Here is a 24,665-nt window from a genome sequence, read left to right on the forward strand (position 1 = left end):
TAACACTGCCACCCCCGTGTCCCCGGGCTCACCCCGGGGGGGCCTGGCCCCCCCCGGGGGCCCCCCGGGGCCCCCCCCCCCCGCCGGGGGCGGCGGGGGGGGGGGGGGCCCCGGCCGGCGTTACCGCACGTGGCGCAGTGCCGTCAGGCCGCCGACCGGCGCCCGCCCCCGTACCGCACCGGTCGAGGCGTCGAGCCAGCGCACCTCGTCGGCACCGCCCACGTACACCCGGGACGCGTCCGGGGAGATCCCGATGCCGCGCACCGCCGCCGGCACCGGCCAGCGGGCCGCCACGGCCCCGTCCGCCGCCAGCGTCGTCACCGTCTCACCCGCGCCCAGCAGCAGCCGCTGCCGGTCCGGGGTGAACACCAGGCCCGCGGTCCCGGCGGCGGCCGGCACCTTGACCACCCGGTCGATCGCCAGTGTTTCCGTGCCGGCGTACGCCACCGAGCCCGACGTCGCGTCGGCGACCGCCAGCCGCCGCCCGTCCGCGCTCACCGCCACCGCGTGCCCGGCGGCCGGCCCGGCGCCGAACGGCTCCGGCAGGTCCAGGCAGTACGCCCAGCCCTCGGCCAGGTGCAGCACGTGCACGAACGCGTGCGCCCCGCTCGCCCGCCCGGCGACCAGGTCGCGGGTGTGCCGGTGCCCGGGCTGGTGGGTGTAGAGCGTGTAGAGGACCTGCCCGCCGGGCGCCGGCACCGCCTGCCGGCCGGCGCCGCGCATCTGCTCCTCGGCGCCGGCCGGCACCGGTGACTTGTCCCGGGTCAGCAGCGGGTGCAGCGCCCCGGTCGCCAGGTCCAGCCGCCGCACCCGGTAGCGCTCCGGCGCCGCGGCCGGGAACCACTCCAGCACGAACAGGCCGGTGGCGTCCTGGGTGAAGGCGTCCGGTTCGATCACGCCGCTCAGCACGTACTCGTGCGTCGCCGTGCCGGAGAGCACCAGGATCGCGGTCCGGTCCCGGGCCGCCGGGCGGTCCCCGGCCGCGTCCCGGGTCAGTGCGCACGCCCCGGGTGTCAGCACCCGCGGCACCCAGCCGGCCGGAATCGGCGCCGGCCCGCCCAGGTCGCCGGTGGCCGGGTCCAGCCGCTGCAGCCCCGGCCGGCCGCCGGCCAGCGTGAGCGCGCCGGCCAGCCGGCCGTCGGCGCTGGTCACCGCCGTCTGCCCGAGGACCCGCGGGTGCGGCCCGCCGAGCACGACCAGCCCCTGCTGCCGGGTCTCGGCCACCACCACATCCGGTACGGGCGCAGCACGCGCCGCCGCCGGGCGCGGCTCGTCGCGGCAGCCGCCGAGCAGGGTGGCGCCGCCCGCGATGATGAGAAGGTCCCGCCGGGTTGTCATGTCCTGTCGACACCGCGGGCGCGGACCGGGTTCCCGGGAACCTTCCCGGCGCGCGCGGTGTCGAGAGGGTGATGGTGACCGAACCGGACGATGCGGCAGCCGTGGCCCGGGCCCGCACCGGCGACGTGGACGCGTACGAGCTCCTCGTCGCCCGCTACACCGTGCCCGCGCACCGGGCCGCCGTCCTGCTCGGGGCGGGCGCCGACGCCGACGACGTGGTCCAGGAGGCGTTCGTGAAGGCGTACCGGCGGCTCGCCGGCTATCGGGGCGGGTCGGGCTTCCGGCCGTGGCTGCTGGCGATCGTCGCCAACGAGACCCGCAACCTGCACCGGTCCCGCCGGCGCCGCGACGGCCTGGTCCTGCGCGCGGCGGCCCGCGAGCAGCCCGAGGCGTCGGTGCCCGACCCGGCCGAGTCGGTCGTCGAGGTCGAGCGGCGGCGGCAGCTGCTCGCCGAGATCCGGCTGCTCGACGCCCGCGACCGGGAGGTGCTGGTCTGCCGGTTCCTGCTGGACCTGTCCGAGGCGGAGACCGCGCAGACGCTGGGGCTGCCCAGGGGCACGGTGAAGTCGCGGACCTCGCGGGCGCTCGGCAGGCTGCGCGGCCGGCTGGTGCGCGAGGAGGTGTCCGGTGGCTGACGATCTCGACGGCCTCGCCCGGGAGCTCCGCGCGCTCGCGGCCCACCTCGACGTGGGCGAGCCGGCCGACCAGCGGGCCGCGGTGCGCGCCCGGCTCACCGGGCCGGCCCCGGCGCCGGTCCGCCGGTGGACGGCCTGGTGGCGGCGGGTGGTCCGGACGCCCGCGCGCCGGGTGACGCTGGCCGCCCTCGCCGCGCTGATCGCCGTGGTCGCCGGGGTGGCGCCGGCCCGCGCGGCGGTGACCGACGCGGTCGGCGGCCTGCTCCGGCTCGCCGGCATCGAGGTGCGGCGCGAGCCCCCGCCCGGCGGCCTGCCGGCGCAGCCGGGCCCGCTGCCCTCGACGCGTACGGTCGCGCTGGTCGACGCCCGGCGGGCGGCATTGTTCCCGGTGGGGGTGCCGGCCGCGCTCGGCGCGCCCGAGCGGGTGGAGATCGGTGACCCCGATCCGGCCGGCGCGCCGCGGGTGGTCTCGCTGCGCTACCCGGGCGGGGTGCGGCTCGACGAGTTCGACGGCACGGTCACGCCGATCTTCTTCAAGACCGCACCCGAGGCGCGCTGGGTCACGGTGGGCCCGGCGGACGGGATCTGGGTGCCGGCGCCGCACCCGGTGAGCTACGTCGGCCGCGACGGGGTCGAACGCACCGAGACGACCCGGCCGGCCGGTCCCACTCTCATCTGGACGGACGGCGAGGTCACCTTCCGCCTGGAAGGGCTGACCGACCTCGCGGCGGCCCGGAGGATCGCGCTGTCCGTGGCGTGAAATCACGGCCGAAGTGTCAGACGTATGCGCGGGCGGGGCCGGGGAAGCCCGGGCCCCATGTCACGCTACGGCGACGAGGTGGCGTCGCTGGCGACCGCCCTGCGCGATCCCGGCGACCTCGACGAACTGGTCGAGCGGGCCGGCCGGGCCAGGGTGGTGCTGCTCGGCGAGGCCAGCCACGGCACCCACGAGTTCACCGCCTGGCGGGCGGCGCTGACCCGGCGGCTGATCGAGGAGCAGGGCTTCGCGTTCGTCGCGGTCGAGGGGGACTGGCCCGGCTGCGCCCGGGTGGACCGCAGCGTCCGCGCGCTGCCGGGGGAGGACGTCCGGCCGCGGGAGGCGCTGCTGGGGCCAGGGCGGTGGCCGACCTGGCTGTGGGCCACCGAGGAGGTGCGCGGCTTCTGCGAGTGGCTGCGGACGGCCAACCGGGCGCGGGGGCTGCAGGTCGGCTTCCACGGGCTGGACGTGTACTCGCTGGGGGAGTCGTTGCGGGCGATCCTGGCGCACCTGCGCGAGCACGACCCCGACCAGGTGCCGGCGGCGCTGGCCGCGTACCGGTGCTTCGAGCCGTACGCGGAGAACCCGCAGGCCTACGCGTGGTCGACCCGGTTCGTCTCGGCGAGCCGCGAGAACGAGGTCGTGGACCTGCTGGTCCGGCTGCGCGAACGCGAGGCGCGGCAGGCCGGCGAGCTCGCGGTATGGCAGCACGCCGAGGTGGTCGCGGGCGCGGAGCACTACTACCGGGCGATGCTGCACGGCTGCCCGCGCTCGTGGAACGTCCGGGACCGGCACATGGACGAGACCCTGGACCGGCTGCTGCGGCACTACGGCCCCGACGCCCGGGCGGTGGTGTGGGCGCACAACACCCACGTGGGCGACGCCCGGGCCACCGACCAGGCCCGGCACGGCGAGAACACCCTGGGCGAGCTGGCCCGCGACCGGTACGGCGCCGGCCGGGTGCTGCTGGTCGGCTCCGGCACGCACCGCGGCACGGTCGTCGCGGGGGAGTCCTGGGGAGCGCCGATGCGGGAGCTGGCCGTGCCGCCGGCCCGGGAGGGCTCGCTGGAGGACGTCCTGCACGCGACCGCGCCGCCCCGGGCTCTGCTCGCGTTCCGCCCGGGGGAGTGGCCGGCGCTGCTGACCGAGGAGCTGGCCCACCGGGCGATCGGCGTGGTGTACCGGCCGGACCGGGAACGCTGGGCCAACTACGTGCCGACGGTGCTGGGCGACCGCTACGACGCGTTCCTGTGGTTCGACGAGACCCGGGCGGTCCGCCCCCTGCACCCGGCGGCGGTCGACACCCGCGCCTGAGGCAGTATTGTCCTAGGATGCTCTACGCGATGTGCCGCGGAACCCAACGGCAACCGGGGTGCGCCTGTTCTGCGCTCCCGGCCTCGCGGCGGGGCCCGAAGGGGTTGGCATGACGGATACGCAGATCGTGGAGCTGGGCCTGCAGGCGATGACCATCGCGGCGAAGATGTGCGCGCCGGTGCTGCTGACGGCGTTGCTGATCGGTTTCGCGATCTCGTTGTTCCAGTCGGTGACCCAGATCCAGGAGGCGACGCTGTCGTTCGTCCCGAAGGCGGTGGGTGTCGGTGCGGCGATCCTGTTCTCGGGCAACTGGATGTTGCACGAGATGGTGACGTTCACGACGCAGCTGTTCGAGCGGATCCCGACGCTCATCGGCTGAGTACGACGCGAAAAGGGGGCCGCCCGGTGGCGGCCCCCTTTTTTTGTGTCCGGATCAGCTGATCTTCGTCAGGTAGGTGTCGAGCGCCGCGTAGCTCTGGTTCGCGCCCGTCTCCATGCCGGACTGGAGCATGCCGTCCCGGTCCTGCTGCGAGGCGAACGTGCTCGACGCGGTCACCGTGGTCCTGCCGTCCTCCTCGGTGAAGACGAACGTCTCCACCAGGACATGGCCGGCCATCGGCTCGTACTCGAAGGTCCAGGTGAACGTGTCCGGCGCCGAGATCTCGCGGAACTCGCCGCGGAACGCGTGCTCCTTGCCGTCCGCCGTCTCGACGAAGCGCCAGGCTCCGCCGACCCGGAAGTCGATCGTGACGTCGAGCGGGTTGCCGCGGCCCCACCAGTGGCGCAGGTGCTCGGCCTCGGTGTGCGTGGCGAAGACCAGGGCCTTGGGGGCGGCGAACGTGCGGCTCAGCACCAGTTCGGTGGGGCTGGGGGTGCTGACGGTGATGGTGCTCATGGCTGCTCCTTCTGCAGGTCGTCCAGGTATCCGCCGAGCGTGTCGTAGCGCTCCTCCCAGAGCCGCCGGTACTGCTCGACCCAGCCCGCCAGGTCACGCAGCGGCGCCGGTTCGATCCGGCAGCGCCGCCACTGGGCCTCGCGGGTGCGGGCGATCAGGCCGGCGCGTTCCAGCACGTTCAGGTGCTTCGAGATCGCCTGCATGCTGATCGGGAACGGCGCCGCGAGCTCGTTGACCGTGGCCTCGCCGCGGGCCAGCCGGGCGAGGATCGCCCTGCGGGTCGGGTCGGCGAGGGCGGCGAACACGCCGCTGATCGGGTCGGCCGTCGTCATGCTCAACCACCTGGCTTGTCAACTAACCGGTTTATCAACCGGTAGGTTGAGAGTACGCCGCAGGGGAACCGTGTCAACCCGGTCCTCCCGGGGAGCGCACGGCGAACGGCCGGCGAGGCGTGCTGGTTCGCGGACCGCCCGGGGTGAGGCGGGCGGGTCAGCGGTCGGCCACCACGACCCGGATCGTCGTGGTCAGCCGGATCACGCCGGTGTCGTCGGCCGCGTCGGCCAGCGCCCCCGCCGCCGCCTCGACGGCCTCGTCGCGGCGCGCGGCCGGGATGGCCCGGACCACCTCGAGGCCGCCGTGCGAGCCGACCCAGCGCATCCACTGCGCCGCGTCGGTGAAACCGCTGACCAGGGTGAACTCGGTGATCCGCGGTGCCGGCCAGCCGGACAGCGCGGCCCGGATGCCCTCCTGCGACTTGAACATCTCGTGGTGCTCGCGGCGCGGGCCGAGGCCCTCCGTGAAGCCCGCGATCGTCTTCATCGCGCGCTCGTAGCGCGGGTCGAACGCCACGAACGAGCTGAACGCCAGCCGGCCGCCCGGCCGCAGCAGCTCCCGGTATGCCGCCAGCGCCGCCGGCGGGTCCGGCAGGAAGAACAGCACCAGCCCGGCCGTCAGCACGTCGAACGCGCCCGGCGGGAATGCCGGCGCCTGGGCGTCGCCGACCCGCACCGACACGGCCGGCAGGTGGGCGGTCGCCGCCGCTGTCCGGGCCACCATGCCCGGCGCCAGGTCGATGCCGACGACCCGGCCGGTCGGTCCCGCCGCCGCCGCGGCCGGGAGCAGCACCGCGCCGCGGCCGCAGCCGATGTCCAGCACGTGCTCGCCCGCCCGGATCGCCGCGCGGTGCACCAGCTCGGCGCCCATCGGCGTGAAGAAGTCGACGCCCACGCTGTCGTAGCTCGCGGACGCCTCGTCGAAGACCCCGATCACGCCGGGCATTTCAGAATGCATGGCGGATCCGACACTACGGGCTGCGCGCCACGATCGGCTCACCGAGCGCGGCCACCCGCCGGCGACTTCTTGACACCCGGCACGAGCGCCTCGCGCCTGATCCGCACCCAGCGGTCGCCCGCCGCCGGGCCCGGCGCGGCTATGGCACCGGCACCGGTTCGGCCGCGGCGGCGGTGGACCGGGCCCGGCGGCCGGTTGTGGCCACGCCCAGCACCAGCACCGCCAGGCCGCAGCCGAGCAGGATCCACCAGCCGGTGCGGCTGGCCTCGGCGAACCCGGTGGCCTCCGGGCCGGCCAGCCCGGAGGCCACCGCGGCGCCGACCACCGCGACCCCGAGGGCGGTGCCGACCTGGCGGCTGGTCGAGGCGATCGCCGCGGCGACGCCCGCCCGCGCGCGGGGCATCCCGGAGACCGCCGTGTTGGTGATCGGCGCGTTCACCATGCCGAAGCCGAAGCCGAACAGCGCGTACGACCCGAACAGCAGCCAGACCGGGGTGTCCGCGGTGAGCCGGGTGAGCGGCAGCATCGCCAGCGCGATCGCCGAGCCCGCCAGGATCAGCGGCAGCCGTGGCCCGCGGGCGCCGACCATCCGGCCGGACAGCGGGGCGATCACCGCGGTCAGCGCGGCCATCGGCAGCGTGTAGAGGCCCGCGTCCAGGGCGGACAGGCCGCGGACGTCCTGCAGGTAGAGCGAGTTGAGGAACAGGAAGCCGCCGAGCGCGCCGAAGGCGCAGACCGCGATGACGGTCGCGCCGGAGAACGGCACGCTGCGGAAGAAGCGCAGCTCCAGCAGCGGCTCGGCGCGGCGCGACTCCCAGGCCGGCAGCGCGGCCAGCGCCACCAGCCCCAGCACGAAGCACCCGACGATCAGCGGCGAGCCCCAGCCGGTGGCCGGCCCCTCGATGATGCCGAAGGTGACCGAGGCCAGCACCAGCAGCACCAGCACCTGCCCGGCCGGGTCCATCCGGCGCGGGTGGCCGGCCCGGGACTCGGGCACGAACAGCGCGGCCAGCCCGATCGCGGCCAGCCCGACCGGCACGTTGATCCAGAAGATCGACCGCCAGCCCAGCCCGGCCACCAGCACCCCGCCGAGCACCGGCCCCAGCGCCATGCTGAGCCCGACCACCCCGCCCCAGACGCCGATCGCCCGGGCCCGCTCGCGCGGCTCGGTGAACGTGTTCGTGATGATGGACATGGCGACCGGGTTGAGCATGGACCCGCCGACCGCCTGCACCATCCGGAACGCGATCAGCCAGCCCAGACCCGGCGCGACGCTGCACAGCAGCGAGCCGATCGTGAACAGGGCCAGCCCGGTCTGGAAGGTGCGCCGCCGGCCCATCCGGTCGGCGACGGAGCCGGACAGGATCAGCAGGCTCGCCAGCACCAGCGTGTATGCGTCCAGCACCCACTGCAGCGCGGACACGGACACGTCCAGGTCGGCGCGGAGCGAGGGCAGCGCGATGTTCACGATCGTGGCGTCCAGGCCGACCATGAACAGGCTCAGGCAGCAGACCGCGAGCACCAGCAGGCGGCGGCGGTGACTGAGCTCGGGCATCGGCTCAGTTCTACCGCCTGGCACCGACGCTTCTGGCCAACCCGGCGGGCCCACGTGACACACGTCATGCCCGTTCCGGGAGACAGCGCGCGGTCGCCGCTGACCTTGTCGCCCCGCTCGGCGTCCCCCGGACCGGTGTCCGGGGGACGCCGCACTGTGTTCCTCCCCGCACACCTGGCAGGGTTCACCGGGAGACTGAACGGGGAAGACTGCGCGCAGCGTCCGCTCGTGTTGAGGAGAGACATGAAGATCTGGCCCGGATCGCCGTACCCGCTGGGGGCCACGTACGACGGCGGGGGTACCAACTTCGCGCTCTTCTCCGAGGTGGCCGACCGGGTCGAGCTGTGCCTGTTCGACGACGACGGCACCGAGACCCGGGTCGACCTGCCGGAGCGCGAGGCGCTGGTCTGGCACGGCTACCTGCCGCGGGTCGTGCCCGGTCAGCGGTACGGCTATCGCGTGCACGGCCCGTACGACCCGGCTGCGGGGCTGCGGTGCAACCCGGCGAAGCTGCTGCTCGACCCGTACGCGAAGGCGATCGACGGGCACAACGAGTGGAACAACGCGCTGTTCTCGTACCACTTCGACAACCCGGGCGAGGTCAACCACGAGGACTCGGCGCCGTACGCGCAGCGCTCCGTGGTGATCAACCCGTTCTTCGACTGGGCCAACGACCGGCCGCTGCGGATCCCGTTCCACCAGACGGTGATCTACGAGGCGCACGTCAAGGGCATGACGCAGCGCCACCCGGGCATCCCGGAGGACGTCCGCGGCACCTACTCCGGGCTCGCCCACCCGACGATGATCAAGCACTTCAAGGAGCTCGGGGTCACCGCCGTCGAGCTGATGCCGGTGCACCAGTTCGTGCACGACAGCACCCTGACCGACCGCGGGCTGAAGAACTACTGGGGCTACAACACCATCGGCTTCTTCGCCCCGCACAACGACTACGCGTCGTTCGGCGGGCACGGCGGGCAGGTGCAGGAGTTCAAGTCGATGGTCAAGGCCCTGCACGCGGCCGGCATCGAGGTCATCCTGGACGTGGTCTACAACCACACCGCCGAGGGCAACCACCTCGGGCCCACGCTGTCGTTCCGGGGCATCGACAACCCGGCGTACTACCGGCTGGTCGACGACGACAAGCAGTACTACTACGACACCACCGGCACCGGCAACAGCCTCAACGTGCGGCACCACGAGTCGCTGCGGCTGATCATGGATTCGCTGCGCTACTGGGTGACCGAGATGCACGTCGACGGCTTCCGCTTCGACCTGGCCTCCGCGCTGGCCCGCGAGTTCCACGAGGTGAACCGCCTGGCCGCGTTCTTCGACCTGGTCAACCAGGACCCGATCGTCAGCCAGGTGAAGCTCATCGCCGAGCCGTGGGACGTCGGCGACGGCGGCTACCAGGTGGGCGGGTTCCCGCCGCTGTGGACCGAGTGGAACGGCAAGTACCGCGACACCGTGCGCGACTTCTGGCGCGGCGAGCAGGGCAGCCTGGGCGAGTTCGCCTCCCGCTTCACCGGCTCGTCCGACCTGTACGAGATCGACGGCCGGCGTCCGATCGCGTCGATCAACTTCGTCACCGCGCACGACGGCTTCACCCTCAACGACCTGGTCTCGTACAACGACAAGCACAACGACGCCAACGGCGAGGACAACCGGGACGGCGAGAGCCACAACCGGTCCTGGAACGGCGGCATCGAGGGCCCCACCGACGACGCCGAGGTCGTCAAGCTGCGGGAACGGCAGAAGCGCAACTTCCTCGCCACGCTGCTGCTGTCGCAGGGCGTGCCGATGATCGCCCACGGCGACGAGCTGGGCCGCACCCAGCACGGCAACAACAACGTGTACGCCCAGGACAGCGAGCTGAGCTGGGTCGACTGGCAGGACGCCCGGATGCACGACGTGCAGACCCGGTTCACCGCCTCGCTGACCAAGCTGCGCGCCGACCACCCGATCTTCCGGCGCCGGCGCTTCTTCACCGGCGACCCGGCCGGCGACTCCAAGGTGGCCGACATCGCCTGGCTGCGCCGCGACGGCGAGCCGATGACCCCGCAGGACTGGAACACCCGTTCCGGCATGACGATGACCGTGTTCCTCAACGGCCACGGCATCCCCGAGCGGGACGCGCTGGGCGAGGAGATCCGCGACGACTCGTTCCTGGTGCTGTTCAACCCGCTCGCCGACGGGGTGGAGTTCACGCTGCCGCCGCGCTCGTACGGCCGTACCTGGGAGACCGTGGTCGACACGGCCGACCCGCTGCTGGCCGCCCGGCGCCGCACCACCAAGGCCGGCGGGCAGCGGCCGGTCGACGGGCACACCATGGTGGTGCTGCGCTGCCGGTACTGAAACCGGTTGCGGGGTGCGGCACGCTGACCGGGTGACCGGGATCGCGCTGAGCCGCCGCTTCTACCACCGGGCCGTCCGCCCCCTGCTGGGCGGGCGGCCGCACGCCGCCGCGCTGCTCGGCGAGGGCTCCGAGGTGCTCGGCTTCGACGACGGGGTCTCCACCGACCACGACTTCGGCCCGCGCGTGCAGGTGTTCCTGCCGCCGGGCGCGGCGGCGCTGTCGCTGGCCGGGCTGCCGGCCACCTTCGAGGGCCACCCGACCGTCTACGGCGTCACCGACCGCCTCGGCGGCGCGCCGGGCCACCAGGTCGAGGTGACCACCGCCGGCGCGTTCTTCACCCGGCGGCTGGGCGTCGACCCGGCCGTGGGGATGGGCCTCGCGGACTGGCTGCTGACGCCGACGCAGACGCTGGCGACGCTGACCGCCGGGGCCGTCTTCCACGACCCGGACGGCGAGCTGGCCCGCCGGCGGGACGCGCTGCGCTGGTACCCGGACGACGTGTGGCGGTACGCGCTGGCGGCCGGCTGGTTGCGGGTGGCCCAGGAGGAGGCGTTCGTGGGCCGGGCCGGGGCGGCCGGCGACGATCTGGGCTCCCGGCTGGTCGCCGCCCGGCTGGTGCGGGAGCTGGTCCGGCTGGCCTACCTGCTCGAACGCCGCTGGGCGCCGTACCCGAAATGGCTCGGCCGCGGTTTCGCCGAGCTCGGCCTGTCCGCCGTGGCCGGCCCCGCGCTGGCCGCCGCGACCGCCGCGGCGGACTGGCGCGAGCGCGAGGACGCGCTGGTCACGGCGGCCGGGATGCTCGCGGCCGCGACCAACGACCGGGGCCTGGCCGCCCCGGTCGACCCGGCGCCGCGGGCATACCACACCCGCGACATCCGGGTCGTCGGCGCCGACCGGCTGACCGTCGCGCTGACCGCCGCGATCACCGATCCCGGGCTGCGGGCGCTCGTCGACCGGCTCGGCGGTCGCCGCGGCGGCCCGATCGGGACCCTGCCGGGCACCATCGACCAGGTCACCGACTCCACCGAGATCCTCCTCAGCCCCGGCCGGTGCAGGTCGGCCGCGCCGCTGCTCGGCCTGGCCCTGGGGGGCGGCGACCCGGCCGCCGCGAGGTCCGACCTTTCGGCGGTCCCCGAGGTTGATCGGCGTCCGTAGATTGACGGAGGTGCCCTCCGATCGGCTCCACCGCGCCTGGTCCTGGCTCATCTCCGGCCGGCAGCCCGGCCCCGGCGCCGGCGACGAGGGCCTGCACGCGGCTGGCGTGCTGATCGACGAGGCGGTGGTGCTCTCCCGGGCCGGACAGGCCCGCGAGGCCGTCGCCGTCGGCGCCCGGGGCGCCGCGCTGGCCCGCGACCTCGCGGCCACCGACCGGGTCCGGTACCTGCCCGCGCTCATGCTGGCGCTGCGCAACCAGTCGGTCTGGCTGGGCGAGGTGGGCCGCCGGGACGACTCCCTGCGGCTGGCCGAGGAGGTCGTCGGGCTCTGCCGGGAGCTCGTCGTGCACGACCGCGACCGGCACCTGACCGAGCTGGCCGCGTCCCTGGGCCACCTCGCGCAGCGGTTGCGGGTGGTGGGCCGGACCGCCGAGGCGCTCGCCGCCGGCGAGGAGGCACTGTCGCTGATGGACGGCGCCGGCGAGGCGCACGACGCCGACCTGGCCAACGTGCTGTCCAACCACGCCGCCAACCTGGCCGCGACCGGGCGCGACGACGCGGCCCGGGCGGCCAGCGAGCGGGCGCTCGTGCTCTGGCGGGCGGCGGCCGCCCGCGACCCCGACCGCTACCGGCCGTTCCTCGGCCGGTTCCTGAACAACCACACCAACCGGCTGGTCGCGCTGGGCGAGCACGCGGAGGCCCTGCTCTGCAGCGTCGAGGCGGTCACGGTACGGCGGGAGTCGATGCCGGGCCACGGCCGGGAGCTGGCCGCCTCGCTGACCACCCACGCCGTCGTGCTGGCCCGGCTGGGTCGCGGCGACGACGCCCTGGCGGCCAGCGAGGAGGCCGTCGCCCTGTGCCGGCGGCTGGCCGCGGACGACTGGGAGGCCAACCTGGACGGTCTCGCGCTGACCCTGAGCAACCACGGCAACCGGCTGCTGGAGGCGGGACGCGAGGCCGAGGCGCTGGCCGTGGCGACCGAGGCGCTGGGGCTGTACCGCGGGCTGGCGGCCCTCGACCGCGGCGCGCACCTGGTCGGGCTGGCCTTCGCGCTGAACAACTTCGCCGTGCTGACCGACGACCCGGACCAGGCGCTGGCCACCGCCCGCGAGGCGGTCGCCGCCCGCCGGGAGCTGGCCGCGGCGCACCCCGGGGCGCACCGGCCGGAGCTGGCCACCGCCCTGGTCGTGTACGCGTCCGCGCTGGACCGGGCCGGGCGGGTGGACCAGGCGCTGGCCGCCGGGCAGGAGGCCGTCGAGCTGTGGCGGGCGGCGCGGGTGGCCGGCCGTACGGTCGGGGTGCACGAGCTGGCCCGGGCGCTGACCCGGCAGTCGGACCGGCTGGCGGAGGTGGGCCGCGACGCCGAGGCCGAGAAGCTGGCCGGGGAGGCGGTCGAGGTGTACCGGGACCTGGTCGCCGCGGACCGCGCCGCCCACCTGACCGCGCTGGGCACCGCGCTCAACGACCATGCGCTGCTGGTGGACGACCCGCAGCGACGGGTGGTGATCACCGGTGAGGCGGTCGCGCTGCGCCGCGAACTGACCGCCCGGGACCCGGACCGGCACCGCGCCGGGCTGGCCGGCTCGCTGGTCAACCTCTCCGAGGACCTGGACGACGCCGGCCGGGCCGAGCAGGCCTGGGTGATCGCGGAGGAGGCGCTCGCGCTGCAGCGCGAGTGCGCCGCCGCGGACCGGGACGGCAACCTGGAGTGGCTGCTGCGGGCGCTGGTGCGCTACGCCGAGGCGCTGGCCGGCGCCGGCCGGCTGGAGGAGGGCGTGGCGGTGGGGGAGGAGGCGATCACCGTGGGCCGGGAGCTGCTGGTCAAGGACCGGGCGGTGGCGTTGCGGCTGCTGGCCATCGCGCTGCGGGACCAGGCGTACCGGCTGTCGGCGCTGCCGGGGCGCGGCAAGGCCCGGGCGCGGCGGGCCCGGGCCCTGGACGACGAGTGCGACCGGCTGATGGCCGAGGACGAGCGCCGGCAACGCCCGGCGTGACTGTCCGCCCGGTCAGGCGTGGGGCCCGAACGCCTCCTGCACCTCGGCCGGGGTGAGCGCGCCGGCCCGGAACGTCGTGGTGCCGGCGTCGCGCAGCTCGCGAGCCGCGTCCCGCAGGGCGCCGTACGCCGCCCAGGCCAGCGCGCCCCCGGTGGAGACCCGCCGGACCCCCAGCTCGGTCAGCTCCGCGACGGTCGGCGCACCCGCCACCGCCAGCACGTTGACCGGGGCCGCCACCGCCTCCACCACCCGGGTGATGTCCGCCGGGGTGCGCAGCCCCGGGGCGTACAGCACCTCGGCGCCCGCGTCCCGGTAGGCGCGCAGCCGGGCGATCGTGTCGGCCAGGTCGTCGTGGCCGTACAGGAGGTTCTCCGCGCGGGCGGTCAGCACGATGCCGTGCCGGGCGCACGCGGCGGCCGCGGCGGCGACCCGCTCGGTGGCCGTCGCCACCGTCTCGATCTGCCCGGTGGCCGGGTCGTAGTCCTCGATGGAGATACCCGCGGCGCCGGCGGCGGCCAGCAGGTCCACCGTCTCGGCGATGCCGGCGGGGGAGTCGGCGAAGCAGCGTTCGGCGTCGACGTTCAGCGGCACCCGCACCGCGGCGGTGACCGCCGCGACGTGCGCGACGAGCTCGTCCCGGGTGACCTGCTGATCGCGTTTGCCCAGGCTCGCGGCCAGGCCGGAGGAAGTGCTCGCCAGCGCCGGGAAGCCGAGGCCCGCCAGGAGCCGGGCGGAGCCGACGTCCCAGGGATTGGGCAGCAGGAAGGTGCCGGACTCGTGCAGCGCCCGGAAGTGATCACGGAGGTCGGTCATGCCGCCCAGCCTGGCACACCCGGGGCGGTGCCGGTTTGGTGCCCGGCCCGGCGGGAAACCCGGATCTCATGCACAGGACGGAGAACGACCTCGGCCGGTTCGTCGAGGCGCAGCGGGACGTCTACGCCGACGCGCTGGCCGAGCTGACCGCGGGCCGCAAGCGCAGCCACTGGATGTGGTTCGTGTTCCCGCAGATCGCCGGGCTGGGCCGGACCGCCACCGCGCAGCGCTACGCCGTCGCCGGCCTGGCCGAGGCCCGCGCCTACCTGGCCCATCCGGTGCTCGGGCCGCGGCTGGTGGAGTGCGCCCAGGCGGTGCTCACGGTGCCGGGGCGGAGCGCGACCGAGATCCTGGGCACACCGGACGACCTGAAGCTGCGCTCGTCGATGACGCTCTTCGCGCACGCCGCCGAGGATCCCGCGGTGTTCCGGGCCGTGCTCGACCGCTTCTACGGCGGCGAGGACGACCCGGCCACGCTTCAGCGGCTGTAGCGCTCCCGGCGCACCTGGGGCTTGCGGCCCCGGATCGTGCTCTGCGACATCGCCTCGATCACCATCTCGGCGGCCGACTCCGGCACCTCGACCAGCGAGAACCGGTCGGTGATCTGGATCGCGCCGATGTCGCGGGCGCTGAGCCCGGACTCGCCGGCGATCGCGCCGACCAGGTCCTGCGGGCGTAGCCCGGCCCGCCGGCCGAGGCCGATGAACAGCCGGGCGACGCCGGCGCCGGCCGGGCCGCCGCGGCGTTCGGGCCGCTTGCCGTCGCGGCCCTCCGGGCGCTCCCGGACGGTTTCCCGCGGGGTCGGGATCTCCTGCTCGTCGACGTCGCCGCCGGCCGCCTCGTGGGCCAGCTTCACCGCGGCCAGCGCCACGGTCTCGATGTCGAACTCGCTGGTCAGCGACTCGATGACCACCCGGAAGCGCTCCAGGTCGTCGGCCTGCAGCGTGCTCTCCAGCGACGCCCGGGTCAGCTCCAGCCGGCGGGCCCGCAGGTCGGTGACCGTGGGCACCTTCTCCAGCGTGATCCGCTGCCGGGTGAGCCGCTCGATCGCCTTGAGCATCCGGGACTCGCGCGGCTCGGCCAGGGTGATCGCGGCGCCCTCGCGGCCGGCCCGGCCGACCCGGCCGATCCGGTGCACGTACGCCTCGGGCGCCGACGGCACGTTGTAGTTGACCACGTGGGTGAGCTGCTCCACGTCCAGCCCGCGGGCGGCCACGTCGGTGGCCACCAGCAGCTCGGTGCTGCCGGCGCGCAGCCGGCCCATCACCCGGTCGCGCTGGTCCTGGCTCATCCCGCCGTGCAGCGCCTCGGCCCGGTAGCCGCGGCCGTTGAGCGTCTCGGTGACCTGGTCGACCTCTTCCCGGGTGCGGCAGAAGATGATCGCCGCGGCCGGCGCCTCCACGTCCAGCACCCGGCCCAGCGCCGCCGACTTGTGCGCCCGCGCCACGATGTACGCGCTCTGCCGCACCAGCGGGATCTCGCCCGGGGCGGAGGACTCCCGGCCCATCTGGATCCGGACCGGCTCCTTGAGGTGCCGGCGGGCGATGGCGTCGATGCGCGGCGGCATCGTCGCGGAGAACAGCACGGTCTGCCGGGTCTGCGGGGTCTCGGCGAGGATCGCCTCGATGTCCTCGGCGAAGCCCATGTCGAGCATCTCGTCGGCCTCGTCGAGCACCACCGTGCGCACGTCGCTGAGGTCGAGGGTCTCCCGGCTGATGTGGTCCAGCACCCGGCCCGGGGTGCCCACCACGACGTCGACGCCGCGCTGCAGGGCCTGCAACTGGCGGCCTATCGGCTGGCCGCCGTAGACCGGCAGGACCCGCACGCCCAGGTCGCGGCCGTAGCGGTGGACCGCCTGCGACACCTGCTCGGCCAGCTCCCGGGTCGGCACCAGCACCAGCGCGGCGGGGCCGCCCTTGGCGTCCGGTTCGAGGCGGTGCAGCAGCGGCAGCGCGAAGGCCGCGGTCTTGCCGGTGCCGGTCGCGGCCTGGCCCAGCAGGTCGTGACCCGCCAGCAGCGGCGGGATGGCCTCGCGCTGGATCGGCGTCGGCTCTTCGTAGCCCAAGCTGGTCAGTGCCTTCAGCAGCTCGGGACGGAGCGCCAGACCGGCGAAGCCTGTCGCGTCCGCGAACAGGTGCTCGCTCATTATCTTTGCTCCGGATCCGTCGTGCGCCGGTCACAACGGTGACCGCATCAACGAGGACAAGGATACGGGGCCGGCGTCGGGCCCCGGCCGGCCGGGACCCGCAACGGGTGGTCCGGGGGTCGTACCTCCGACTCTGCCGGGGTGCCCGGGGCCCGGTGGGGTGAGGATGACGGGATGGCGGACGTGATCGTGGTGGGCGGCGGCATCATCGGCCTGACCGCAGCCGTGCGGCTGCGCGAGCGCGGCGCGGAGGTGACCGTGTGGACGCCGGACCCGCCGGAACGGACCGTGTCGGCGATCGCGGCGGCGGCCTGGTACCCGACCCGCACCGGCTTCGCGCCGCGGGTGCTGCGCTGGGCCGAGGCGACGTACGCCCAGTTCCGCCGGGACGCGTTCGACCGGGTTCCCGGGGTGCTGATGCGCGAGACCCGCAACCTGGAGCGATCCGGCGCGACCGGGGAGCCGTGGTGGGCGCCGGCCGCCCGCGAGGTGCGCTACCTGCCGGCCGACCCGCCGTGGACCCGGGAGGTGCGGTTCCTGGCGCCGCTGGTGGAGATGGGCACGTACCTGCCGTGGCTGCGGGAGCGGCTGCTGGCCGCCGGGGCGCGGGTGGTCCGGCGGCGGGTCGACCGGCTGGAGGAGGCGCTGGTCGAGGCGCCGGTGGTGGTCAACGCGACCGGGCTGGCCGCCGGGGCGCTGTGCGGCGACCCGGACGTGGTCCCGGCCCGGGGCCAGCTCGTGCTGGTCGCCAACCTGGGCGTCTACACCTCGGTCCGCGACGAGGGCGAGCCGGGCACGTACGTGCACCCGCGCACCCGCGACGTGGTGCTGGGCGGCACCTGGCAGGAGGGCGACTGGAACACCGTGCCCGACCCGGCCACCCGCGACGCGATCCTCGAGCGCTGCCGGGCGCTGGTGCCGGAGCTGGCGGGCGCGCCGGTGCTGGGGGAGAAGGTGGGCCTGCGGCCGGTGCGGCGCGGCGGAGCGCGGGTGGAGGCGGAGAAGTGGCCGGGCGGCACGGTGGTGCACGCGTACGGGCACGGCGGCGCCGGCATGACGCTCTGCTGGGGCTGCGCCGACGAGGTCGCCGCGATGACGCTCTGACAGTCACCCGCTCACCTTCCGTTGAACGGGTTACCCGATTAGGCTCGGCCGGGCCTTCGTCATCGTGCAACGACGCCGCGTGAGGAGACCGTCCGATGACCGATCGACCCCGCCTGCTGCCCCTGCTGGGTCCCGCGGGCCATGCCGGCCGCGACCCGAGGACCTGCCTGTACCGCTGCGGCAACGCCTGTGACCATCCGGCGCCCAACCCCTCGGCCAACCCGTACCTGGGCGACGTGGTCAACGCCGCGATGACCCGGCGCGGTGTGGTGCAGGCGGGCGCGGTCGGCGCGCTGGTGCTCGGTTTCGGCGCCGCCCCGGCCGCCGCCGCCCCGCCGGCCGGTGAGCCGCCGGCCGGCGCGCCGGTGGCCGGTTCGGAGCCGGTGGCGGCGCAGCCCCTCGGCGGCGGGCCGGCCGGGGCCCTGACCTTCAAGCCGATCCCGCCGAACGTGCTGGACAGCTTGATCGTGCCCAACGGCTACGACAGCGCCGTGGTGATCCGCTGGGGCGACCCGATCCTGCCCGGGGTGCCCGGCCTGGACGTGCACCGGCAGACCGCCGCGCGCCAGTCGGCGCAGTTCGGCTACAACAACGACTTCCTCGCCGTGTTCCCGCTGGGCCGCGACGGGCGCCGCGCGCTGCTGGTGGCCAACCACGAGTACACCAACGAGGAGCTGATGTTCCCGGGTTTCACCAGCCAGGAGGCGCTGAGCGTCGAGCAGGTGCGGGTCGCGCTGGCCGCGCACGGGATGTCCGTGGTGGAGCTAGAGCGGGTCGACGGGACCGGGCAGTGGCGGCCGGTCGGCGGGCGGCTGCGGCCGTACAACCGGCGGATCACCATGCTGGACACGCCGTTCCGCTTCACCGGCCCGGCGGCCGGGCACGCGCTGCTGCGCACCGCCGCCGACCCGCAGGGCCTGACCCCGATCGGTACGCTCAACAACTGCTCCGGCGGCGTCACCCCGTGGGGCACGGCGTTGTCCGGCGAGGAGAACTTCAACCAGTACTTCGTCGGCGGCGACGGGGCACCCGCGGCGCTCAAGCCCAAGCTGGCCCGGTACGGCATCTCGCCGACTGTCCGCGTACCGTCCGGGTCGCGGCGCTGGGACCGCGCGCAGGAGCGTTTCGACCTGGCCGAGCACCCGCACGAGGCGCACCGCTTCGGCTGGATCGTCGAGGTCGACCCGGCTGATCCGCGGTCGCGGCCGCGCAAGCACACCGCCATGGGCCGGTTCAAGCACGAGGGCGCCAACGTCATCGTGGCCCGCAACGGCCAGGTGGCGGCGTACATGGGTGACGACGAGCGGTTCGACTACCTGTACAAGTTCGTCTCCGACAAGAAGTACGTCCCCGGCGACCGGCGGCACAACCTGACCCTGCTGGAGTCCGGCACGCTCTACGTCGCCAAGCTGACCGGCGACAGCCCGGCGGCCGAGATCGACGGCACCGGCAAGCTGCCGTCCGACGGCGCCTTCGACGGCACCGGGAAGTGGATCAAGCTGGTCTCCGGCGACCGGTCCTTCGTGGCCGGGATGACCGCCGCCGAGGTGCTGATCTTCACCCGGCTGGCCGGCGACGCCGTCGGTGCGACCAAGCTGGACCGGCCCGAGGACGTGCAGCCCAGCCTGCGCACCGGCAAGATCTACGCGGCGCTGACCAACAACTCCAACCGGGCGGTCGGCACCAACGCCGGTGCCGACGAGCCGAACCCGCGGGCGGCCAACAAGCACGGCCAGATCCTGGAGATCGTCGAGGACGGCGGCGACCACACCGGCGAGTCGTTCACCTGGTCGCTGCCGATCGTCTGCGGTGACCCGGCCGACCCGTCGACGTTCTTCGCCGGTTATGACAAGTCCGCGGTCTCGCCGATCTCGTGTCCGGACAACGTGGCGTTCGACAAGGCCGGCAACCTGTGGATCGCCACCGACGGCAACGCGCTGGGCAGCAACGACGGCCTGTTCGCCACCGCCATCGAGGGCCCGGAACGCGGCCACCTCAAGCAGTTCCTTACCGTGCCGGTGGGCGCGGAGACCTGCGGGCCGTTCATCACCGGCGACGACCGGTCGGTGTTCGTCGCGGTGCAGCACCCGGGTGAGATCTCCGGCGCCACCCTGGACGAGCCGGCCTCGACCTGGCCGGACGGTGATTTCGCCAAGCCGTCGGTCGTGGTGACCTGGCGCCTGGACGGCGGCCCGATTGGCACCTGAGCGGCGAGTTCATCTGCCGTTCACCGCTCGTCCGAATCCGACTCAACCGCAGCTCTTAGCGTCAGGCGACCCCGCCCGTGGCGGGGCCCACCTGCCTGCGAGGAGCTCTGCCCTGATGACTGAACGACCCCGCCTGCTGCCGCTGCTCGGCCGCGCCGGCCACGCCGGGGGCCGCGACTCGATGACGTGCCTCTACCGGTGCGGCAACGCCTGCGACCACCCGGTGCCCAACTCCTCGGACAACCCGTACCTGGGTGATGTCGTCACCACCGAGATGTCGCGGCGCGGCGTGGTGCGCGCCGGCGCGGTGGGCGCGCTGGTGCTCGGCTTCGGCGGTGCGGCGGCCGCGGCGGCGGGCCCGGCCGCGGCCGCACCCGTCGCTGCCGCCCCGGTCACCGGGACGCGGCCCGGCACCCTGCCGAAGGGCAAGGCCGGCCCGCTGACCTTCAAGGCCATCCCGCCGAACAAGCTGGACAGCCTGATCGTCCCGAACGGCTACGACTCGGCCGTCGTGATGAGCTGGGGCGACCCGGTGTTGCCCGGCGCGCCCGCGTTCGACATCACCGAGCAGAGCGTGCGCCGGCAGGCGGCGCAGTTCGGCTACAACAACGACTTCGTCGGGGTGCTGCCGCTGGGCCGCGACGGGCGGCGGGCGCTGCTGGTGGTCAACCACGAGTACACCAACGAGGAGCTGATGTTCCCGGGCTTCACCGGCCTGGAGGCGCTCAGCGTGGAGCAGCTCAAGATCGCGATGGCGGCCCACGGGCTGTCGGTGGTCGAGCTGGAGCGGGTCGACGGGACCGGGCAGTGGCGGCCGGTCCGGAGCCGGCGGCTGCCGTACAACCGGCGGATCACCGCCCTGGAGACGCCGTTCCGGTTCACCGGCCCGGCGGCCGGCTCGGCCTGGCTGCGCACGGCCGCGGACCCGAAGGGCACGACCGCCATCGGTACGCTCAACAACTGCGCCGGTGGCGTCACCCCCTGGGGCACCGTGCTGTCCGGCGAGGAGAACTTCAACCAGTACTTCGTCGGCGGCGACGGGGCACCTGAGGCGCTCAAGCCCAAGCTCGCCCGCTACGGCATCTCCACCACCGCACGGGTGCCGTCCGGTTCCCGCCGCTGGGACCGCGCGCAGGAGCGTTTCGACCTGGCCGAGCACCCGCACGAGGCGCACCGCTTCGGCTGGATCGTCGAGGTCGACCCGTTCGACCCGGACTCCACGCCGCGTAAGCACACCGCCATGGGCCGGTTCAAGCACGAGGGCGCCAACGTCATCGTGGCCCGTAACGGCCAGGTGGTCGCGTACATGGGTGACGACGAGCGGTTCGACTACCTGTACAAGTTCGTCTCCGACAAGAAGTACCTCCCCGGCGACTCGGCCCACGCCCGGCGGCACAACCTGACCCTGCTGGAGTCCGGCACGCTCTACGTCGCCAAGCTGACCGGCGACAGCCCGGCCGCCGAGATCGACGGCACCGGCAAGCTGCCCGCCGACGGCGCCTTCGACGGTACCGGCACCTGGATCAAGCTGGTCTCCGGCAACCGGTCGTACGTGCCCGGGATGACCGCGGTGGACGTGCTGACCTTCACCCGGCTGGCCGGTGACGCGGTGCAGGCGACCAAGATGGACCGGCCCGAGGACGTGCAGCCCAGCCTGCGCACCGGCAAGATCTACGCGGCGATGACCAACAACTCCAACCGCGGCGTGGGCACCAACCCGGGCGTCGACGAGGCCAACCCGCGGGTCGCCAACAAGCACGGGCAGATCTTCGAACTGGTCGAGGACCGCGGCGACCACACCGGCGAGTCGTTCACCTGGTCATTGCCGATCGTCTGCGGCGACCCGGCCGACCCGTCGACGTACTTCGCCGGCTACGACAAGTCCGCGGTCTCGCCGATCTCGTGCCCGGACAACGTCGCCTTCGACAGCGCCGGCAACCTGTGGATCTCGACCGACGGCAACGCGCTGGGCAGCAACGACGGCCTGTTCGCCACCGCCATCGAGGGCTCCGAGCGGGGTCACCTCAAGCAGTTCCTGACGGTGCCGCTGGGCGCGGAGACCTGCGGGCCGTTCATCACCGGCGACGACCGGTCGGTGTTCGTCGCGGTGCAGCACCCCGGCGAGATCTCCGGCGCCAGCGTGGAGAAGCCCGCCTCGACCTGGCCCGACGGCGACTACGCCAAGCCGTCGGTCGTGGTCACCTGGCGCCTGGACGGCGGCCCGGTCGGCAGCTGACGCCCCGCCGGCACACGGTGGACCTCAGACGGTCCGGAGGTCCACCGTGTGCCAGACCAGCGAGTCCTGGTCGCCGGTCGCCCACCACAGCACGCCGCCGCGGCTGAACGCGCCGTCCGCCGCCGGGCTGACCTCCACCGTGCGGTCCGCCGTGATGTCGTAGACCAGCAGGCCCGCCGTGCCGGTCAGGTCGGACTCCGGTCCGGTCTCCGACAGGATCTCGAAGCGGTCCAGCACCGCCACGTCGGTGACCGCCGCGCCGGCCGTGCTGCCCGCGATCCGCCGCCGGCCCGAGCCGTCCGGGTGCATCAGGTCGATCCGGGCCAGGCCGTCGCCGTTCATCACCAGCACCCGGCACCACGCCGCGGCGCAGGTGATCAGCTCCGCGCCGGTGCTCTCCACCGGGGTGTCCCGGTTGGTCGCCAGGTTGCGCAGCCGGGTGGTGCCGGCCTGGTCGCCGCCGCCGTCGGTCAGCCACGGCCACGCCGTCAGCGCCCACTCACCGGGCTCCTCGTGGACCGCCACCGCGCCGCCGGTGAGCGCGACCGACCGGATCTCGGTCACCTGGGCGCCCTCCTTCGCGGCGGCCCAGTGCACCCGGCCGTCGGCCAGCACCAGGTCCCACTGCGAGCCGAAGAAGACCGCGTTGCCGGTGTCCGCGGTCAGCCGCCGGGCCGGCCCGCCGCTGCCGCGGGCCGTCCAGATCTGCGTCGGCTCGCCCCGGGCCGACTCCGTCCACACCAGATCGTCGCCGGCCGCCGCGAACGCGCCGAACTCCGGGTTCGTCGCCAGCGGGCGGCGGCGCAGCTCCCGGATGCTGTCGTCGGCGGCGCGCAGCACCAGCCGCTCGGCGGTGCCGTCCGGGCTCGGCGCGGTGCCCAGGCTGGTGCGCGCGTCCAGGAAGATGCCGGGCTGGTAGATCGGCCCGTCGCGCAGGTTTCCGCGCAGGTCGGCGCGCTGCGCGGCGGGCCAGGCGGCGGCCAGGGCGACGCGGCCGCCGGGCGCCGGCCGCGGCTCGTCCGGGCGGTACGCCAGCAGCGCGCCACCCGCGGCGAGCGCGACGGCCAGACCGGCGACGGCGGGCAGCTTCCTCATTCGTACGGCTGCTTCGGCGCGGTGATCTCCTGCCAGGAGGCGACCTCCAGGTACGGCACCTCGGCCCGGTTGACCGGGTCCAGGCTGGTCCGGTCGGTCCAGGTGCCCACCACCTGGAACCAGGTGTCCGCCGGGAGGCCGGTGGGGACGTCCCCGCTGAGCGCCACCTTGATCGGCCGGCCGTCGGCGGCGCAGCAGGACAGCACCATCCGCGCCAGCATCGGCTGGCCGTCCGGGCCGGGGGTGGCGAACCCGGTCAGCCGCAGCGTCCGGCCGGTCAGGCTGCGCCCGTCGTCGAACAGCGCCCGCGAGGCGTAGTCCAGCAGGCCGAGGTCGACCGGGTCACCCGGCGGCAGCGCCGGATAGTCGGACTCGCCGGCGGGCGCGGTCAGCACCGTCCCGGCCTGCCCGGCTGCGTACGAGCCCAGCGCCGGCGGCGCCACCAGCAGCAGCCCGAGCACCGGGAGCAGCAGCAGCCAGCCCACCGCCGGCTCATGGTGGTGGCCGGCCGCGTCGGCCCGGCCGCGCAGCTCGTCCCAGAGGGTCAGCACGGCCGCCGCGACCAGCAGCACCCCGGCGCCGATCAGGAACGGCCGCAGCCCCTCCTTGACGTAGCGCAGGTACAGGTCGGAGAGGCTCGCCTTGAGGATCGCGCCGCCGAACAGCAACAGGAGCACGGCCTGGGCCTGCTTGTTCACAGCAGCACCGCCCCGACGGCCGTGCCCACCAGGACCGCCGTGGCGAACGTGGTGGGCGCGAAGCGGACCGTGAAGCGCCGGCCGAACATCCCGGCCTGCATGGCGATCAGCTTGAGGTCGACCATCGGGCCGACCACCAGGAACACCAGCCGCGAGGTCAGCGAGAACTGCGACAGCGACGCGGCCACGAACGCGTCGGCCTCGCTGCAGATCGACAGCAGCACGGCGAGCACGGCCAGCGCGATGATCGACAGCACCGGGTCGCCGGCCAGCGTCTGCAGCCAGCGCTCCGGCACCACCACGTTGATGGTGGCGGCGGCCGCGGCGCCGAGCACCAGGAACCCGCCGGCGTGCATGACGTCGTGCCGGCAGGCCGCCACGAACGCCCGCAGCCGCGAGCCGTCCTCGTGCGGCCGGGCCGGCAGCTTGATCCACTCGGTGCGGCCGAGCCGGAGCCAGAGCCAGCCCATCACCACCGCCACGATCAGGCTGGCGCCGCCGCGGGCGACCACCATCTCCGGGTTGCCGGGGAAGGCGACCGCGGTGGCGGTGAGCACGATCGGGTTGATCGCCGGCGCCGCGAGCAGGAAGGCCAGCGCGGCCGCCGGGGTGACCCCGCGGCGGATCAGCGACCCGGCGATCGGCACGCTGCCGCACTCGCAGCCGGGCAGCACCACCCCGGCCAGGCCGGCGGCGGGCACCGCCAGCGCGGGGTGCCGCGGCAGCGCCCGCGCCCAGAACGACCGGGGCACGAACACCGCGATGACCGCCGAGAGCACCACGCCGAACACCAGGAACGGCACGGCCTGCACCAGCACCGAGACGAACACGGTGGTCCAGGTCTGCAGGCCGGGCGCGGAGACCAGCGCGGCCAGCGGGTTGCGGAACACCACCAGCAGCACGAGCAGCACGGCGAGCACCTCGACCGAGCCGATCCGGCGGTGACCGGGCGGCGCGGCGGGCGGGTCGGCGGCGTCCGCGGGCGCGGACGGCGCCGTGACGTCCTGGGATGCGGTCACAGTGGTCACTCCGGGTCGCGGGGTTCGGTCGGCCGCCGCCCACCCTATCGGGTCCGCCGCCC

General features: G+C 74.6%; 21 protein-coding genes. 11 read left to right on the forward strand and 10 right to left on the reverse strand.

Translation table 11 applies throughout. The annotated features are described in order from the left end of the window. Positions 1-120 precede the first annotated feature (120 nt). Complete coding sequence (locus ACIBQZ_RS22440) at positions 121-1,338, reverse strand: YncE family protein (protein ID WP_396090685.1); 1,218 nt, start codon at positions 1,336-1,338, stop codon at positions 121-123. 71 nt (positions 1,339-1,409) lie between these two features. Here ACIBQZ_RS22440 and ACIBQZ_RS22445 point away from each other — a divergent pair, with 71 nt between their 5' ends. The 4 genes from ACIBQZ_RS22445 (at position 1,410) to fliQ (ending at position 4,423) form a co-directional block, all read left to right on the forward strand. Then, a complete protein-coding gene (locus ACIBQZ_RS22445; RefSeq protein ID WP_396090686.1) occupies positions 1,410-1,973 on the forward strand; it encodes an RNA polymerase sigma factor in 564 nt (187 codons plus the stop codon). After that, the gene (locus tag ACIBQZ_RS22450; RefSeq protein ID WP_396090687.1) at positions 1,966-2,733 is read left to right on the forward strand and encodes a hypothetical protein; all 768 of its coding nucleotides are present in this window, start codon (positions 1,966-1,968) and stop codon (positions 2,731-2,733) included. Before ACIBQZ_RS22445 ends, ACIBQZ_RS22450 begins: the two co-directional genes overlap by 8 nt. Positions 2,734-2,790: 57 nt before the next feature. Further along, a complete protein-coding gene (locus tag ACIBQZ_RS22455) occupies positions 2,791-4,044 on the forward strand; it encodes an erythromycin esterase family protein (protein ID WP_396090688.1) in 1,254 nt (417 codons plus the stop codon). Positions 4,045-4,153: 109 nt separating this feature from the next. Then, positions 4,154-4,423: a flagellar biosynthesis protein FliQ gene (gene fliQ / locus ACIBQZ_RS22460; RefSeq protein WP_396090689.1), complete on the forward strand. Its 270-nt coding sequence runs from the start codon at positions 4,154-4,156 to the stop codon at positions 4,421-4,423. Between the two features lie 54 nt (positions 4,424-4,477). On the opposite strand, the gene ACIBQZ_RS22465 is transcribed toward fliQ, so the two are convergent. The 4 genes from ACIBQZ_RS22465 to ACIBQZ_RS22480 form a co-directional block, all read right to left on the reverse strand. Next, on the reverse strand, positions 4,478-4,939 hold the full coding sequence (locus ACIBQZ_RS22465; RefSeq protein WP_396090690.1) for an SRPBCC family protein: 462 nt from the start codon (positions 4,937-4,939) through the stop codon (positions 4,478-4,480). Next, positions 4,936-5,271 carry an ArsR/SmtB family transcription factor gene (locus ACIBQZ_RS22470; protein WP_396090691.1) on the reverse strand — a complete coding sequence of 112 codons (336 nt, stop codon included), beginning with the start codon at positions 5,269-5,271 and terminating at the stop codon, positions 4,936-4,938. The genes ACIBQZ_RS22465 and ACIBQZ_RS22470 overlap by 4 nt, the downstream gene beginning before the upstream one ends. A gap of 157 nt (positions 5,272-5,428) precedes the next feature. Continuing rightward, the gene (locus tag ACIBQZ_RS22475) at positions 5,429-6,229 is read right to left on the reverse strand and encodes a class I SAM-dependent methyltransferase (RefSeq protein WP_396090692.1); all 801 of its coding nucleotides are present in this window, start codon (positions 6,227-6,229) and stop codon (positions 5,429-5,431) included. 139 nt (positions 6,230-6,368) lie between these two features. After that, positions 6,369-7,784 carry a DHA2 family efflux MFS transporter permease subunit gene (locus ACIBQZ_RS22480; protein WP_396090693.1) on the reverse strand — a complete coding sequence of 472 codons (1,416 nt, stop codon included), beginning with the start codon at positions 7,782-7,784 and terminating at the stop codon, positions 6,369-6,371. A gap of 243 nt (positions 7,785-8,027) precedes the next feature. Between ACIBQZ_RS22480 and glgX the strand changes: the two genes are divergently transcribed. Genes glgX through ACIBQZ_RS22495 form a run of 3 tightly spaced genes read left to right on the forward strand, consistent with a single transcriptional unit; the run spans position 8,028 to position 13,285 of the window. Continuing rightward, positions 8,028-10,136, forward strand: coding sequence for a glycogen debranching protein GlgX (gene glgX / locus ACIBQZ_RS22485; RefSeq protein ID WP_396090694.1), 2,109 nt, complete (start codon positions 8,028-8,030; stop codon positions 10,134-10,136). Between the two features lie 31 nt (positions 10,137-10,167). Further along, complete coding sequence (locus tag ACIBQZ_RS22490; RefSeq protein ID WP_396090695.1) at positions 10,168-11,292, forward strand: DUF4037 domain-containing protein; 1,125 nt, start codon at positions 10,168-10,170, stop codon at positions 11,290-11,292. A 10-nt stretch (positions 11,293-11,302) separates the two neighbouring features. Next, the gene (locus ACIBQZ_RS22495; RefSeq protein WP_396090696.1) at positions 11,303-13,285 is read left to right on the forward strand and encodes a tetratricopeptide repeat protein; all 1,983 of its coding nucleotides are present in this window, start codon (positions 11,303-11,305) and stop codon (positions 13,283-13,285) included. A 12-nt stretch (positions 13,286-13,297) separates the two neighbouring features. Here ACIBQZ_RS22495 and ACIBQZ_RS22500 read toward each other — a convergent pair whose 3' ends face one another. Next, positions 13,298-14,098, reverse strand: coding sequence for an isocitrate lyase/phosphoenolpyruvate mutase family protein (locus ACIBQZ_RS22500; RefSeq protein WP_396090697.1), 801 nt, complete (start codon positions 14,096-14,098; stop codon positions 13,298-13,300). Positions 14,099-14,166: 68 nt separating this feature from the next. Between ACIBQZ_RS22500 and ACIBQZ_RS22505 the strand changes: the two genes are divergently transcribed. Next, a complete protein-coding gene (locus ACIBQZ_RS22505; protein ID WP_396090698.1) occupies positions 14,167-14,589 on the forward strand; it encodes a DUF1810 domain-containing protein in 423 nt (140 codons plus the stop codon). Here ACIBQZ_RS22505 and ACIBQZ_RS22510 read toward each other — a convergent pair. Further along, positions 14,577-16,244, reverse strand: a complete 1,668-nt coding sequence (locus tag ACIBQZ_RS22510; RefSeq protein ID WP_396090699.1) for a DEAD/DEAH box helicase — start codon at positions 16,242-16,244, stop codon at positions 14,577-14,579. The two genes, ACIBQZ_RS22505 and ACIBQZ_RS22510, sit on opposite strands and share 13 nt — an antisense overlap. Before the next feature lie 174 nt (positions 16,245-16,418). Between ACIBQZ_RS22510 and ACIBQZ_RS22515 the strand changes: the two genes are divergently transcribed. The 3 genes from ACIBQZ_RS22515 to ACIBQZ_RS22525 all read left to right on the forward strand — a co-directional run bounded on the left by ACIBQZ_RS22515 (position 16,419) and on the right by ACIBQZ_RS22525 (position 21,791). After that, a complete protein-coding gene (locus tag ACIBQZ_RS22515) occupies positions 16,419-17,348 on the forward strand; it encodes an FAD-dependent oxidoreductase (protein ID WP_396090700.1) in 930 nt (309 codons plus the stop codon). A gap of 95 nt (positions 17,349-17,443) precedes the next feature. Continuing rightward, the gene (locus ACIBQZ_RS22520) at positions 17,444-19,555 is read left to right on the forward strand and encodes a PhoX family protein (RefSeq protein WP_396090701.1); all 2,112 of its coding nucleotides are present in this window, start codon (positions 17,444-17,446) and stop codon (positions 19,553-19,555) included. A 115-nt stretch (positions 19,556-19,670) separates the two neighbouring features. Continuing rightward, positions 19,671-21,791 carry a PhoX family protein gene (locus tag ACIBQZ_RS22525; RefSeq protein ID WP_396090702.1) on the forward strand — a complete coding sequence of 707 codons (2,121 nt, stop codon included), beginning with the start codon at positions 19,671-19,673 and terminating at the stop codon, positions 21,789-21,791. 24 nt (positions 21,792-21,815) lie between these two features. On the opposite strand, the gene ACIBQZ_RS22530 is transcribed toward ACIBQZ_RS22525, so the two are convergent. The 3 genes from ACIBQZ_RS22530 to ACIBQZ_RS22540 are packed head-to-tail and all read right to left on the reverse strand — an operon-like array spanning position 21,816 to position 24,603. Next, positions 21,816-22,886: a hypothetical protein gene (locus ACIBQZ_RS22530; protein WP_396090703.1), complete on the reverse strand. Its 1,071-nt coding sequence runs from the start codon at positions 22,884-22,886 to the stop codon at positions 21,816-21,818. Further along, positions 22,883-23,584, reverse strand: a complete 702-nt coding sequence (locus tag ACIBQZ_RS22535) for a TIGR03943 family putative permease subunit (protein ID WP_396090704.1) — start codon at positions 23,582-23,584, stop codon at positions 22,883-22,885. The genes ACIBQZ_RS22530 and ACIBQZ_RS22535 overlap by 4 nt, the downstream gene beginning before the upstream one ends. Then, complete coding sequence (locus ACIBQZ_RS22540) at positions 23,581-24,603, reverse strand: permease (protein WP_396090705.1); 1,023 nt, start codon at positions 24,601-24,603, stop codon at positions 23,581-23,583. Before ACIBQZ_RS22540 ends, ACIBQZ_RS22535 begins: the two co-directional genes overlap by 4 nt. Positions 24,604-24,665 lie beyond the last annotated feature (62 nt).

Origin of the sequence: Actinoplanes sp. NPDC049599, assembly GCF_044465625.1 — a bacterium.
GTDB lineage: Bacteria > Actinomycetota > Actinomycetes > Mycobacteriales > Micromonosporaceae > Actinoplanes.